Here is a 12,763-nt window from a genome sequence, read left to right on the forward strand (position 1 = left end):
TTGATAGTGCTCGTATTGCATTGTCCCCACTATATTTAGTGGGGACTGATATGCGACTTCTGCGACTGCTTTCTGTGTCAATCTTGGCACTGAGTATGGGACTCATCGGTGCCGATGCCCAAAACTTGCGCCGCGACAACGGGCCGGCAGAGACACCGCCCGCATCATTCAAGGGCGCGCAATACGTAGATAGTCGCGGCTGTGTCTACATCCGGGCAGGGTATTCAGGCAACGTGAGTTGGGTGCCGCGCGTCACACGCGGACGCAAGCTGGTATGCGGTCAAAAACCAAGCCTTGGTGCGTCAACGCGAACGGCCAAGGCCGCTCCGAAAGCCGCACCTCAAGCGGCGCCCAAGAAAGTCGTTCGTCAGGCGACTGTCGCGAAGGTCCCGACAACTGGCCGCATTATCAAGAAGACCACTCGAGTGATCCCCGCAGAGACGCAAACTCAGACCCGCCGTGTGGTCCGCCAAGCGGCCCCTGCGCCACAGACGCAAACGCGTCGCGTGGTGCGTCAAGCCGCGCCCGCACCGCAGACCCAAACACGCCGCGTAGTGCGCAGAGTTGTCCCGGCACCTCAGCCCGTGCAGCCAACAGCGCAACGCAAGCAAGTTGATCCAAAGCGTGGCACCGCACAGCCAAGAATTATCTACCGCTGCGGCGCGAGCGAGTTCAGCTCCCAGTTTATCAATGAAGGCGCGCGCTGCGGTCCTCAAACTGGAAATTCGCGCAGCGTCGTACGAGAAGATATTTCGCCGCAAAGCCGCAATCAGTATCTGCAAGAGCAACGTGTCGGACCAAAGGGCGCGAACCGCAAGATTGCAGAGTCCAAAATGCCGCTGCCCAAAGGCTACAAGGCTGCTTGGGACGATGGTCGCCTGAACCCGCTGCGCGGCGTTGGCACGACGTCTGGCAAGGCTCAGATGGGGCTCGTCTGGTCGAACACCGTGCCGCGCTATCTGATTGATCCCGCCACCGGAAAACGTGCCTCCGCGAAGCAAAAACGAGCATTCGGCATTTTCTAAGCCACTTACTCGGAACAGATGTCCTGAAGGCTGATCCAGTCCCCGTCTGAAAGAAGGCGGGGCGCTTCGACCCCGCGATAGGGGTCGGCCTCAATCAGCTCAAGAGTGCTTTCACCGGTTACATCCACAGCATACGCGTAAGGGCTCGCAGCGACTTTCGCAGTGGCGAACCGGTCCAGCATCAAGCCGGTGTCTGGTTTCGGCAAGGGCGTTGCCAGCAATGTTTCTGCGTAGTCCCGCAGAGCATCATCGTTGATCTGGCCGGTAGTCAGAAGATGCAGCGTTGCAGCACCGCCAGCGTCTTGCAAGAGCATCTCCAAAGGATCGGCAAATCGTGTCTGCTCTGCTGCCGCGATCATGTATCCGGCGGCCACATCGGCGGAATCGTGATCCTCGACCACAGTTCTGTTGAGCAGCAACAAATCACCCGGCAAATACAGCGCCTCGGGGCCCGAGGGCACAACATAGGCCTTCCGCAGCCCGTCCCCCAGAACACGCGCCTTCAGTCTGGCCAAGGCAGCGGTGCCCAGATTGGACCGGCAAGTGTCGCCTGTCAGCCGTGTCATGTGACCCAGAAGGGCTGTGCCGATGGCAAGGCGCTTGCTTTCAGGAACGACGGTGACTGTGTGACGGACCAAAGCGCCCGGAAGCCAGAAAAACCCCAGAGCAGCAATGGCGGCGACGACGCCCCCGAAAATGTATATCCGAAGACGGCCGCGATGAGGACGGCGCTTCGCAATGGTCTTGCGGATCTTTTCGATCGCATCGATGAGTGTCGCATCCTCCAATTCCAGCTCTTCGCCCGCATCGGGGCCAGGGCGGAACAGGGCAGGACGCGCACCCGGATTGAGGCGTTCAATGGCAGGCAGAGACCAATGCGCCAGTGCTGTATCAGTTTTGTCGCGGATGATCAGAGTGGCATCGCCAAAGGAAATCAGAACGTCACGCCGCTGTGCCTCTGGGCTTTCGCGCCAGATGCCGGTGGATTCCAGACGATCATACTCTTTCAACGCCGTCATTTTCTGCGGCTGCCTGCTCTTTTTATTGGGTGGAGGGAAGATAGCTTGAAAGGTGGTCCGGCTCAATCTGTTTGAGCGCCGCATGTCGCGTTTTCACGTCAGCACGTCAAAATGTCGTGGCCTGCGCGCTGTGTGCAAGCCCATAGGGCTTACAGCGTTTTGGCAATCTCGCGTAACTCGAACTTCTGGATCTTGCCAGTCGAGGTTTTGGGAAGCTCTTGAAACACCACCATTTTGGGAGTCTTGAAACCCGCCAATTGGGCCCGGGCATGCGCGATCATCTCGTCGGCGTTGATTTGTGCGCCTGACTTCAACTCCACAAATGCGCAAGGCACTTCGCCCCATTTGTCGTCGGGTTTGGCCACAACGGCACACAGCGACACGGCCGGATGCGACATCAACACACCCTCGACCTCGACAGACGAGACGTTTTCCCCGCCCGAAATGATGATGTCTTTGGCCCGATCCGCGATCTGGATGTGCCCATCAGCGTGTTGAACGGCAATGTCACCGGAATGGAAATGCCCGCCTTCGAATGCCTCGCCGGTGGCCTCGGGGTTCTTGTAATACCCTTTCATGACCGAGTTGCCGCGCATGACGATCTCGCCCTGTGCGGACTTGTCCATCGGCACCTGCACGTTCTTCTCGTCCACCACAGTGACATATTCCATCATTGGCATCGCGACGCCCTGTCGTGCCTTCAACGCGGGTTTTTCATCCTCCGGCCGTGCGTCCCAGTCCGGGTTCCAAAGGCTTTCGGTCACATGGCCATAGGTCTCTGTCAGGCCATAAACCTGAGTCACATTGAACCCCAACGCTTCGATCTTTTGCAGCGTCGCAGGGGCAGGTGGCGCGCCAGCCGTGAAGACTTCGACCTGATGATCGAACGCCTTGCGGGCTGTATCTGGCGCATTGACGATCATGTTCAACACAATCGGCGCTCCGCCGAAATGCGTGACGCCCTCATCCGCGATGGCAGTATATATGGCCTCGGCTGTGACATCGCGGCAGCAATGCACAGTGCCACCCAGAACCGGCATCATCCATGTGTGGTTCCAGCCATTACAGTGAAACAGCGGCACAATGGCTAGAAACTTGGGGAACAGCTGCATCCGCCATGAAATAACCGTGCCCATAGTCATCAGATACGCGCCGCGATGGTGGTAGACGACGCCCTTTGGCCGACCGGTGGTGCCAGAGGTATAGTTCAGCGCAAGGCTCTCCCACTCGTCGTCCGGCATGTGCCACGCGGCGCTTGGGTCGCCCTCTGCGAGCAACTCCTCATAGGTGGTGTAACGTCCCGTGGCGGGGAAGCCTGCGTCCTCGTCCGGCACCTCGATGATCTCGGGGCCGTCTCCGTCACATGCGGCTTTGGCAGCTTCGACCATAGGAAGGAACTGCGTGTCGCACAGGACGATCTTCGCTTCGCCGTGATCAAAGATGTAGGACACGGTGCCGGGGTCGAGGCGGGTGTTAATAGTATTGAGCACGCCGCCGCAGGCGGGCACGCCAAAATGCGCCTCGGCCTGTGCCGGAAGGTTGGGAATAACAGTTGCGACCACGTCTCCAGCGGTAATGCCGCGTGCAGCAAGAGCCGACGCAAGGCGTGAGACCCGCGCATGGTATTCGGCATAGCTGCGGCGGATTTTGCCATAGACCACCGCCTCGCGGTCGGGGAACACGTCACGGGCACGATTGAGGTGTGACAGCGGCGTCAGCGGCACGTAGTTCGCGGCGCGCTTCTCAAGTCCGGTTTCGTCGGCCATCCAACCCATTGTCATTCCCCCCCGTTGCAGGCAACTCTGGATGGATAGCTTGCCCAAGCGGGTGACACTTGGGAAGAGGGATTCTGCCGGGGAGGGCGAATTGTATGACAATTGAAGCCACGAGTCCTGAAATCGTCCGTCACGACCCGCGCCAAGCCGCTATTCTGGCGGTGTTCGGCATGGTTAGCCTGTCCTTCATCGATAATTTCGTGCCGGTGATCGCGCGCGATATCGGGTTGTGGCAGTTCCACGCCTATCGATCAGCAATGGTTTTGGCCGCTTTGTTGCCGATTGCTGTGTTGATGGGGTGGCGGCTGCAAGTGCGCAATTGGCGGGCAGTCGCATGGCGGTCATTCTGCATATCTTCCGCAATGATCCTATATTTCGGTGCAGTGGCGAGCCTGCCCGTCGCTCAAGTCGCGGCGGGGCTTCTAACATCACCCATCTTCGTTCTACTGATATCGTGGGGCTTCTACGGCGCTCCCATCGGGCGATGGCGCGTGCTGGCGGTGCTGCTGGGGTTTGCAGGTGTCATGCTGGTGCTGCGTCCGTCCGGTGGTGAGGTGTCTGCTTTGAATTTCATCCCGATCGGCGCCGGGTTTCTTTACGCGCTAGGGGCCGTTGCCACCCGCCAGTATTGCGCCAAAGAAAGCGAGGCCGTTTTGGTCGCTTCATTTTTTGCCGCCAGCGGGATCTGGGGGGCTTTAGGCCTGCTCGCCCTAAGCGGCACGGCGACTGATCCTGCGCTTGACGGCTTCTTTGGAACGGGCCTTCAGCCATGGACTGCGGAGGCGTTCCTTTGGACAATGGCGCAAGGTGTGGTGTCGCTCATAGGGATCGCTGCGCTGTTTCGGGCCTATCTACTGGCCGAGGCAAGCCATGTCGCTGTCTTCGAATACGCTTTCCTCATTGCCGCCGGTATTTGGGGGTATGTGCTCTGGGGCCAGGTGCCAGACGCCTTGGCGTTGTTGGGCATGGCCTGTATTATTGGCGCAGGCATCGTCATCATCAAACGCAGCGGGGCGGCATGATCATTTCGCCGGGACGCAATTACATATTCGTCCACATTCCCAAAACCGGCGGCACTTCGATGGCGTTGGCGCTAGAGGCGAAAGCCAAGGCGGATGACATTATGCTCGGCGACACGCCCAAAGCGGTGAAGCGTCGCAAGCGCCTTAGGGATGTGCAGGCGGCAGGTCGGCTTTGGAAGCACTCCACCTTGCGCGATATCGTCGGGCTGGTTCCCGAAAGCCAGATCGCGGCGATGAAAGTCTTCACGATGGTGCGAAATCCATGGGACCGCGCGGTCAGCTACTACCACTGGCTGCGGTCGCAAAGTTTCGACCATCCGGCGGTGCATCTGGCGCAAGACTTGGAGTTCAGCCCGTTTCTGAACCATCCGCAAACCGTCGCTTCTCTCCGCTCGTCGTCCTACGGAACCTACGTCACGACCTCCCAAGGTCAGGAACACTGTGCGCTGTTCGTGCGGTTAGAGCATTTGGCCGAAGACCTGCCGAAGCTGGAAACGCTGATCGGCTGCAAGTTGGGCGCGATCCCGCATGAAAACCGCTCGGAGCGGGGAAGTTATCGCGATGCCTACAATTCCGCCGACCGAAATCTGATGTCTGAAATCGCAGCGGCTGACATCGCGCGTTTCAACTATCGGTTCTGACTGTTCCCAATTTGGACACAATTCGCCCCAAAATGACCTTTTTGCGGTCCAACCTCTGACGCGAGCGAGGCGCATCTTCACCTCAATCAGAAATGAACTGACAGGTGTGGGACATGTTTTTCAAATCTAGCCGTAAGGCCTCCAAGGTAGAGCCACTGGTGCTAACCATCGCCCCAAGCGCGGGCATCTTCGCAGGCACGAAGATTGCCACGCGCCATCGTTGGGCGCCGGTTGAAGATTTAAAAGCAGGCGACAAAGTCCTGACGGCCGAGAATGGCGAGCAAGTCATCGCAGACATTGAAGTGGCATCCCTGTCTCTGGCGTCAGCCAAGGCCAATGCCGGTCAATGGCCCCTTTTGGTGCCGGAAGGCGCAATTGGAAATGAACACGCGATGCTGGTCTCCCCCGATACCCGTCTGGTGATCGAAGACGACGCTGCTGGCGTTCTGTTCGGAGAGGCTTGCGTAACTGTCCGTGCTGAAAACCTGATCGGCTACCGCGGCATCGCCCGCGCCCGCGTCAAAGGCGAGTTGACCCACGTCACCATCCGCTTTGAGGATGCGCAAACGCTGGTTGTCGAGGGCGGTGTCTTCATCGACGTTCCAGCCCCCAATGGCCTGCATCGCTTCACCCCACTCAATGACCGCCAATCCCGCCTGCTGGTGCGCAACATGGGTGAGTCCGACCGCAAAGAACGCGCTCGTCCCGTGGCCGCTGGCTGGATCTAAGCCGCGGTCGAGCGACATCAGGTCTGAGTTGTCCGTTCTGCGGACAAAGCAGCCGTTTGCTGCAGCTGCGCCAATGGCCGCTTCAAAGCGCCGTTGTTCTGTTGCCACTGCCCATAATCAAACCTAACCTTATGTGCAGTTAACGTTTAAATTGTATGGTGTAGAATGATACTTTGGACCTTTCAGCAAACCGAGTGGGCTACCGGGGGCGGACCAATACCCTGGGTCAGTGATTTCATTGCTTATAAAGAGTCCAGTTTCGGTCAGGCAATCAATATTCTCGAAGTCACGGTTTTTTCGAACCCGCAACCTCCGAAATTCAGCAAGCCACCAAACTCGAATTTGCGACGGAGAGGCATCAGGCAACCTCATGATGTAAAACTGCCTAGCGTCGTCTACCGCAAAAAGGAAAAAAAGCTCAGTATCAAGTGGCAGTCACAGAACCTAACCGAAGACGAAATGGAAATTTCAGGATGGCAAAATGCCACCAAATCTGTGTTCATCAGAGCCGTTCAAGATGTTCATGATGCGCTGGATTGGGGCTTAAACGAACGTCTTTCAGGGCGGGATGATTTTGACATTTCGGCTTGCTTGGAGTGGGTGAAAATCGCTCAAGTTCAAGCACTTACAACTGACGAAGACCTACGCTCTGTTCTTTGTCGCCGTTCAGAGGAGTACCTTCATCTCGTTCGCACAAAAGACTTCCACAAAAAATTCGACATTGATTGGAGCTCAATGCACGAAGACGCAGCCTATCTTCTTTATCACCCCGATCTTTGGAACGATGCAGACGAGAGAATGCCGCACGGCAACCAACTCGGGAAAGGCATTCTGAAGAACTTTGACTACTATGAGAAAACTTCGCTCAACGACATACTGACGGATTTGGGGCTCTCAACATACGACAATGCGGTCGTCTACGACGACAAAATCAAGGCGTTGCAAGTCGAATTGGCCCTTGCATTCGCGCATATCAAGAAGAGGGGCGATGTGCCTGTATCTCTTGCCGATGGACTCATTCGAAAAATGAAACTTGAATCGAACAACAAGAACTCGTTCTGGGTTCATCGATCACGGCATGGCGTCAACAGTCATTTTCATTGGATGTTCAACTACCTAGAAGATTTCACAAGCCTGAACCGTCGACACTTCTCTTAGCTCCGCCAAAGCCGCCGTTCATAGCCGCAGCAGCATCGGTGACTTTGGGCTCAAAACCGAGCTCTACCGTCCGCCCCCCGGCATAAAAAAGGCCCGGCGCTGAGACCGGGCTTTTCGTTTTTTTCCTTATGCGTTATGCGGCTGCTTTTGCTGGGTCAAACCTGCCGTAGAAGCTCTGGTTCTTCGCGGCCATGTCTTCCAACAGGTCGGGAGCCTTGAAACGCTCCCCGTATTTGTCGGCCAGCGCGTTGGTCGTTTCTGCCGCCCAAGGGGTGCCGACCATGTCCAGCCATGACAGTGGACCGCCGGACCAAGGTGCGAATCCCCAGCCAAGGATCGCGCCCACGTCGCCCTCGCGGATGTCCATCAGAACGCCTTCCTCGATGGCACGGACGGCCTCCAGAACTTGTGCGAACAGCAGGCGGTTTTGGACTTCAACCAGATCGGGTTGATCCGCAGCCACAGGGTATTTGGCGGCAAGGCCCTCCCACAGCAGCTGGCGTTTGCCCTTGTCGTCATAGGCGTAGAAACCCGCGTTGGACTTGCGACCCAAGCGGCCTTCATCGGCCATCCAGAACAGGATCTCATCCACAGCGTCGTCATAGGCGTCGCCCATGGCGGCCTTGGTCGCCTTGGCGATCTTGACGCCCAAGTCGATCGAGGTCTCGTCCACCAGTTGCAGCGGGCCAAGCGGCATGCCGACCAGCTTTGCAGCGTTCTCGATCAAGGCAGGGTTCACACCCTCGGAGACCATGCGCATCCCTTCGTTGATATACGGGATGATGCAACGGTTGGCGTAGAAGAAGCGTGCGTCGTTAACCACGATCGGCGTTTTGCGGATTTGGCGGGTGAAGTCCAACGCCTTGGCCACCGCGCGGTCGCCCGTGCCTTTGCCTTTGATGATCTCGACCAGCATCATCTTCTCAACGGGGGAGAAGAAGTGAATGCCGATGAAGTTCTCCGCACTCTCGGAGGCTTTCGCCAGTTCGGTGATCGGCAGGGTCGAGGTGTTGGTCGCGAAGATACAATCGGGGCCAACCACGGCTTGCACCTTCTTGGTCACCTCGGCTTTTACGCCCACATCCTCGAACACAGCCTCCACGATCAAATCGCAGCCTTTAAGCGCAGCGTAATCGGTGGTCGCAGTGATAAGCGCCAGCGCGGCCTCTTTCTTCTCCGGCGTGGCTTTCTTGCGTGCGATGCCCTTATCCATGTAGTCAGCGGTGTAGGCTTTGCCTTTGTCCGCGGACTCTTGTTTGGCGTCGATCAGCACCACTTCGATGCCCGCCATGGCAGACACCAGCGCAATGCCGGCCCCCATCATGCCCGCGCCGATGACGCCGACTTTTTTGACCTTCTCGTCCGCCACGTCAGGACGCACAGCGCCTTTTTCCAACGCCTCTTTGTTTATGAACAGCGACCGGATCATGTTCGCGCTTGACGGGTTCATCAGCACATTGGTGAACCAGCGCGCCTCGATCTTCAGGGCGGTGTCGAACGGCACCATCGCACCTTCATAAACCGCAGACAGCAACGCCTTGGCAGCAGGGTAGACGCCTTTGGTGTTGCCGTTGACCATGGCAGAAGCGCCCACGAAGGTCATGAAACCTGCAGGGTGATACGGCGCACCGCCGGGCATTTTGTAGCCCTTTTCGTCCCATGGCTTCACGATGGAAGGAGAGGACAGAACCCATTCCTTCGCCGCAGACAGCAGCTCGTCGGCAGGCACAACCTCGTGCACCAGACCTGCGGCCTTGGCTTTCTTCGGATCGCTCAGCTTGCCTTCCAGAAGGAAGGGGGACGCACCCATCGCGCCCAGCATACGGGTCACGCGTGTGGTGCCGCCCATGCCGGGGAAAATGCCGACCATAATTTCCGGCAGGCCGATTTTTGCCTTCGGATTGTCGGCCACAAAAATACGGTGACAGGCCAGCGGGATTTCAAACCCGATCCCCAATCCGGTGCCCTGCATCGCGCAAGCAATCGGTTTGCCGCCCTTGTTCTTGTCATCCATGCCGCCGCGCTCGATCTTGCGGAGCATTTTGTGGGTCGCCATCAGGCCGTCCATCAGGCCCTGTGCAGGATTGTCGCCCGCGCTTTCCTTCATCTTGGCAATGATGTTGAGATCCATGCCGCCCGCAAAGCTGTCGGGCTTGCCGGAGGTCAGGATGACGCCTTTGATTGAGTCATCGGCAAGCGCCTCGTCAATCAGCGCGTCGAGGTCAAGAAACCCTTGCTGATTCATGACGTTCATTGACTTTCCGACGGTGTCCCAAGTGATTGTTGCGACGCCATCGGCGTCTGTTTTCATAGTGAAATCAGTCATATCCCTAATCCTCAAACGCGTTCGATGATGGTGGCGGCACCCATGCCGGAGGCGACGCAAAGCGTGGCAAGGCCCACCTCTTTGTCGGAGCGTTCCAACTCGTCCAGCAGCGTGCCGATGATGATCGCGCCGGTGGCCCCCAACGGGTGACCCATGGCAATTGAACCACCGTTCACATTGACCTTGGAGCTATCCACGTCAAACGCCTGCATGAAGCGCAGCACCACAGAAGCGAAGGCCTCGTTAACCTCGAACAGGTCGATGTCGGAGATGCTCATGCCCGATTGCTTCATGATGTGCTCTGTTACCGGAACAGGGCCGGTCAGCATGATGGTCGGGTCCGTGCCGATCTTGGCCGTCGCACGGATGCGCGCGCGTGGCTTCAGCCCGTGTGCTTCACCGAACTCCTTCGAGCCGATCAGCACAGCCGCGGAGCCGTCCACGATACCCGACGAGTTGCCCGCGTGGTGGATGTGGTTGATCTTCTCCAGATGCGGGTACTTCATCAGCGCGACCTTGTCGAAGCCGGGCATCACTTCCCCCATGGCTTGGAACGCAGGGTTCAGGCTACCAAGGCTTTGCATGTCCGTCTGCGGGCGCATGTATTCGTCGGTGCTGAGGATTTCCAAACCGTTCTGGTCGCGGATGGTGATGATCGACTTGGCAAAGCGGTTGTCGTCCCACGCGGCTTTGGCGCGGCGCTGGCTTTCAACACCCAAGGCGTCAGCCTGCTCGCGGGTGAAGCCGTATTCCGTCGCGATAATATCCGCCGAGATACCTTGCGGCACAAAGTAGGTTTCCATGGCAATGCTCGGGTCCACGGCAATCGCCGCCCCGTCAGAGCCCATAGCCACACGGCCCATCATTTCCACACCGCCGGCGATATAGCCGTCACCGGCGCCGCCTTTGATTTGGTTGGCCGCAATGTTCACAGCTTCCATGCCGGATGCGCAGAAACGGTTGATCGACAAGCCGGGGATGCGCTGGTCCAGCTCGGATGCCAGCACGGCGGTCCGTGCCAGACAGCCGCCTTGCTCCATAACTTGGGTGGCGTTGCCCCAGATTACGTCCTCGACTGCATGACCCTCAAGGCCGTTGCGGTCTTTGATCGCGTTCAGGATGTTCGCGGACAAGCGCGCCGCAGTCACCTCATGCAAGCTGCCGTCTTTACGGCCCTTGCCGCGGGGCGAGCGCACGGCGTCATAGATATAGGCTTCAGCCATAGGGGATTTCCTCCATTAGATTTAGGACCCCGATCCAGGCCAGAACGCTGCATACCAGCGCCCCAACCCCAAGCGGGAGTTTGTACGAGGCCAAGGCAGCAAGCCGTTGGCCGAATGTGTCAGTGGATCGCAGCGCCAGCACGATGCCGCCTGCGATAGCGGGCAAAACCAGCCCCAACCCGTAAACGCCTGCCATCAGCAACATGCCAAAGGCGCACCATGCGGAAAACATCGCAGCGGCGGAGCCGAACTTGTCAAACGTGTCCTCGGCGCGGATCAGCGCAAGGGTGATGCCACAAAGGGTCATGCCGATGAGGAACGCCGCAAGGATCATAGCGCGGCACTAGCCGCAGGAGCAGCCCCCGCAGTCGCAGGACGCGCAGTCACAGCCACCAAATCCGATATCCCCGTCGCACGGGTTGATGTCGCAGCCCTTGCTGGCTGCAGATTTGCTTGCGCCCGCGCGGCCAAAACAGCCAAGCGGGGCGGAGCCGCATTCGCAGGCGCCAGCGCTACAGCAGTCGCATTTGTTGTACCATCTATCGTCGCGGCGGCGACGCTCCAACTCGGCGCGTTCGTCTTCGTCCAAGGGTGCCTGATTGCAGACGCAATCTGCCTTGATGGCGATATGGGCCGTGCGGCAGTCTCGAAAACGCTCTCGGATGGCTGGCAACGCCCGCCACAGCCCAAGATCGCGGATCGCGTGTTTGATGTAGCCGGAACAGCCGGAGCCGCCATGGACGACCGAATAAGCGCAGCGGTAGCCCTTACGGGGTGATAGATATTGTTGGTAGGCCCAGATGCCTCCAAGCGCCATTTTGCTGAGCATAGCTTCTCCGTGTCTTCGCCCGCATAATTGCGGCCAAGGCACAGGAAATCCAGCACAATGTCTGCGCTTGCGATCATGCAGGCATCCCGCGTTGCATCAGATCATAAGGGTGTTTCCAGCCCGGTGTGTCACTGATGCGGGTCAGCCATGCGTCAATGTTTGGCCAGTCCGCGCGATCAAATCCGAAGGGCTCCTCGTAGAACAGGTAGCCGCAGCAAGACAGGTCCGCCACAGTCATGCTGTCGCCCACAAGCCACTCACGTCCCGCCAAGGCGGCGTCCAGCACGCTGTAGGCGGCTTTCAAGCGTCCTTGCATGAAGCCAATCACGTCCTGCGGGCGTTTGTCTTCTGGCAGGAAGTTCATCAAAAAGCGCGTCATACCAGCTTGCGAGGACAGCTTGTGGTTGTCCCACAGAACCCACCGCAGAACTTCGTATTTGTCAGACGCAGCACCACCGAACTTGCCAGTTTGATCGACCACATATTGCTGGATCGCGCCGGATTGCGTCAGGGTCAGGTCACCGTCGACCATTACCGGAACTTCGCCCATAGGGTTGATCGCTTTGAACGCGTCAGTGCGCGCCTCGCCTTTGAAGAAGTCCACAAAGACCTGTTCGTAGTCGAAGCCAGACAATTCCATGGTCAGGGCCGCCTTGTAGGCATTGCCACTTTCGCCAAAGCAGTAAAGTTTCGCTGTCATTGCCGGATCTCCCTTAACCCATTGGCATCACATTGGAAAAACAGACCGCCAGAGGCCTCCAAGCGCTCCGGCAGTTCTTTCGTCACTTCTTCCGCGCCTCTAGCTCGGAGTTGAAAATGCGCAGGCGGTGGGTGAGGTTGCTCTCATCCGTGACGCTGCTGAAATTCTCGAACAGAAACGACAGTGCCTCGCCTTCGTCCAATCCCGCCTCACCGCTGAACTTCTTCAGCTTGCGCCATGCGTCTTCAGTCATGGCAAGGTTTACACGGCGGGTCAGTTTCAGGCGTTTGGGCATTGGCGTCTCCGAAATAGGGTAG

General features: G+C 58.2%; 13 protein-coding genes. 5 read left to right on the forward strand and 8 right to left on the reverse strand.

Translation table 11 applies throughout. The annotated features are described in order from the left end of the window. The first annotated feature begins 50 nt into the window (after nucleotides 1-50). Complete coding sequence (locus BM352_RS07655) at nucleotides 51-1,025, forward strand: hypothetical protein (protein WP_090214659.1); 975 nt, start codon at nucleotides 51-53, stop codon at nucleotides 1,023-1,025. A 5-nt stretch (nucleotides 1,026-1,030) separates the two neighbouring features. On the opposite strand, the gene BM352_RS07660 is transcribed toward BM352_RS07655, so the two are convergent. Both BM352_RS07660 and BM352_RS07665 read right to left on the reverse strand, forming a co-directional pair. After that, on the reverse strand, nucleotides 1,031-2,044 hold the full coding sequence (locus BM352_RS07660) for a hypothetical protein (protein WP_090214662.1): 1,014 nt from the start codon (nucleotides 2,042-2,044) through the stop codon (nucleotides 1,031-1,033). Between the two features lie 149 nt (nucleotides 2,045-2,193). Further along, nucleotides 2,194-3,819, reverse strand: a complete 1,626-nt coding sequence (locus BM352_RS07665; RefSeq protein ID WP_090214667.1) for an AMP-binding protein — start codon at nucleotides 3,817-3,819, stop codon at nucleotides 2,194-2,196. 95 nt (nucleotides 3,820-3,914) lie between these two features. On the opposite strand from BM352_RS07665, the gene BM352_RS07670 reads away from it, so the two are divergent. The 4 genes from BM352_RS07670 to BM352_RS07685 all read left to right on the forward strand — a co-directional run bounded on the left by BM352_RS07670 (nucleotide 3,915) and on the right by BM352_RS07685 (nucleotide 7,368). After that, a complete protein-coding gene (locus tag BM352_RS07670; protein WP_090214672.1) occupies nucleotides 3,915-4,841 on the forward strand; it encodes a DMT family transporter in 927 nt (308 codons plus the stop codon). Next, nucleotides 4,838-5,482, forward strand: a complete 645-nt coding sequence (locus BM352_RS07675; protein ID WP_090214681.1) for a sulfotransferase family 2 domain-containing protein — start codon at nucleotides 4,838-4,840, stop codon at nucleotides 5,480-5,482. Before BM352_RS07670 ends, BM352_RS07675 begins: the two co-directional genes overlap by 4 nt. A gap of 113 nt (nucleotides 5,483-5,595) precedes the next feature. After that, nucleotides 5,596-6,210 (forward strand): Hint domain-containing protein, encoded by a 615-nt coding sequence (locus BM352_RS07680; RefSeq protein ID WP_090214686.1) that lies wholly within the window; start codon nucleotides 5,596-5,598, stop codon nucleotides 6,208-6,210. Nucleotides 6,211-6,375: 165 nt separating this feature from the next. Continuing rightward, entirely contained in the window at nucleotides 6,376-7,368 is a 993-nt protein-coding gene (locus tag BM352_RS07685) for a hypothetical protein (RefSeq protein WP_090214691.1), read from the forward strand. A gap of 133 nt (nucleotides 7,369-7,501) precedes the next feature. Here BM352_RS07685 and BM352_RS07690 read toward each other — a convergent pair whose 3' ends face one another. From BM352_RS07690 to BM352_RS07715, 6 genes are all read right to left on the reverse strand, one after another. Next, a complete protein-coding gene (locus tag BM352_RS07690; protein ID WP_090214695.1) occupies nucleotides 7,502-9,694 on the reverse strand; it encodes a 3-hydroxyacyl-CoA dehydrogenase NAD-binding domain-containing protein in 2,193 nt (730 codons plus the stop codon). A gap of 11 nt (nucleotides 9,695-9,705) precedes the next feature. After that, nucleotides 9,706-10,917, reverse strand: coding sequence for an acetyl-CoA C-acetyltransferase (locus BM352_RS07695; RefSeq protein ID WP_090214698.1), 1,212 nt, complete (start codon nucleotides 10,915-10,917; stop codon nucleotides 9,706-9,708). Next, a complete protein-coding gene (locus tag BM352_RS07700) occupies nucleotides 10,910-11,251 on the reverse strand; it encodes a hypothetical protein (protein ID WP_090214702.1) in 342 nt (113 codons plus the stop codon). Before BM352_RS07700 ends, BM352_RS07695 begins: the two co-directional genes overlap by 8 nt. Before the next feature lie 9 nt (nucleotides 11,252-11,260). Next, on the reverse strand, nucleotides 11,261-11,746 hold the full coding sequence (gene yidD / locus BM352_RS07705) for a membrane protein insertion efficiency factor YidD (protein WP_090214711.1): 486 nt from the start codon (nucleotides 11,744-11,746) through the stop codon (nucleotides 11,261-11,263). Between the two features lie 73 nt (nucleotides 11,747-11,819). Next, a complete protein-coding gene (locus BM352_RS07710; protein ID WP_090214715.1) occupies nucleotides 11,820-12,446 on the reverse strand; it encodes a glutathione S-transferase family protein in 627 nt (208 codons plus the stop codon). Between the two features lie 82 nt (nucleotides 12,447-12,528). Beyond that, complete coding sequence (locus BM352_RS07715) at nucleotides 12,529-12,741, reverse strand: hypothetical protein (RefSeq protein ID WP_090214718.1); 213 nt, start codon at nucleotides 12,739-12,741, stop codon at nucleotides 12,529-12,531. Nucleotides 12,742-12,763: the final 22 nt, after the last annotated feature.

It is taken from the genome of Litoreibacter janthinus, assembly GCF_900111945.1.
Classification (GTDB): Bacteria; Pseudomonadota; Alphaproteobacteria; order Rhodobacterales; family Rhodobacteraceae; genus Litoreibacter; species Litoreibacter janthinus.

Excerpts from the sequence above, each read along its gene's own strand:
- BM352_RS07655 (WP_090214659.1), top strand. The coding sequence starts at position 51 with ATGCGACTTCTGCGACTGCTTTCTGTGTCAATCTTGGCACTGAGTATG.
- BM352_RS07660 (WP_090214662.1), bottom strand. The coding sequence starts at position 2,044 with ATGACGGCGTTGAAAGAGTATGATCGTCTGGAATCCACCGGCATCTGG.
- BM352_RS07665 (WP_090214667.1), bottom strand. The coding sequence starts at position 3,819 with ATGGGTTGGATGGCCGACGAAACCGGACTTGAGAAGCGCGCCGCGAAC.
- BM352_RS07670 (WP_090214672.1), top strand. The coding sequence starts at position 3,915 with ATGACAATTGAAGCCACGAGTCCTGAAATCGTCCGTCACGACCCGCGC.
- BM352_RS07675 (WP_090214681.1), top strand. The coding sequence starts at position 4,838 with ATGATCATTTCGCCGGGACGCAATTACATATTCGTCCACATTCCCAAA.
- BM352_RS07680 (WP_090214686.1), top strand. The coding sequence starts at position 5,596 with ATGTTTTTCAAATCTAGCCGTAAGGCCTCCAAGGTAGAGCCACTGGTG.
- BM352_RS07685 (WP_090214691.1), top strand. The coding sequence starts at position 6,376 with ATGATACTTTGGACCTTTCAGCAAACCGAGTGGGCTACCGGGGGCGGA.
- BM352_RS07690 (WP_090214695.1), bottom strand. The coding sequence starts at position 9,694 with ATGACTGATTTCACTATGAAAACAGACGCCGATGGCGTCGCAACAATC.
- BM352_RS07695 (WP_090214698.1), bottom strand. The coding sequence starts at position 10,917 with ATGGCTGAAGCCTATATCTATGACGCCGTGCGCTCGCCCCGCGGCAAG.
- BM352_RS07700 (WP_090214702.1), bottom strand. The coding sequence starts at position 11,251 with ATGATCCTTGCGGCGTTCCTCATCGGCATGACCCTTTGTGGCATCACC.
- yidD (WP_090214711.1), bottom strand. The coding sequence starts at position 11,746 with ATGCTCAGCAAAATGGCGCTTGGAGGCATCTGGGCCTACCAACAATAT.
- BM352_RS07710 (WP_090214715.1), bottom strand. The coding sequence starts at position 12,446 with ATGACAGCGAAACTTTACTGCTTTGGCGAAAGTGGCAATGCCTACAAG.
- BM352_RS07715 (WP_090214718.1), bottom strand. The coding sequence starts at position 12,741 with ATGCCCAAACGCCTGAAACTGACCCGCCGTGTAAACCTTGCCATGACT.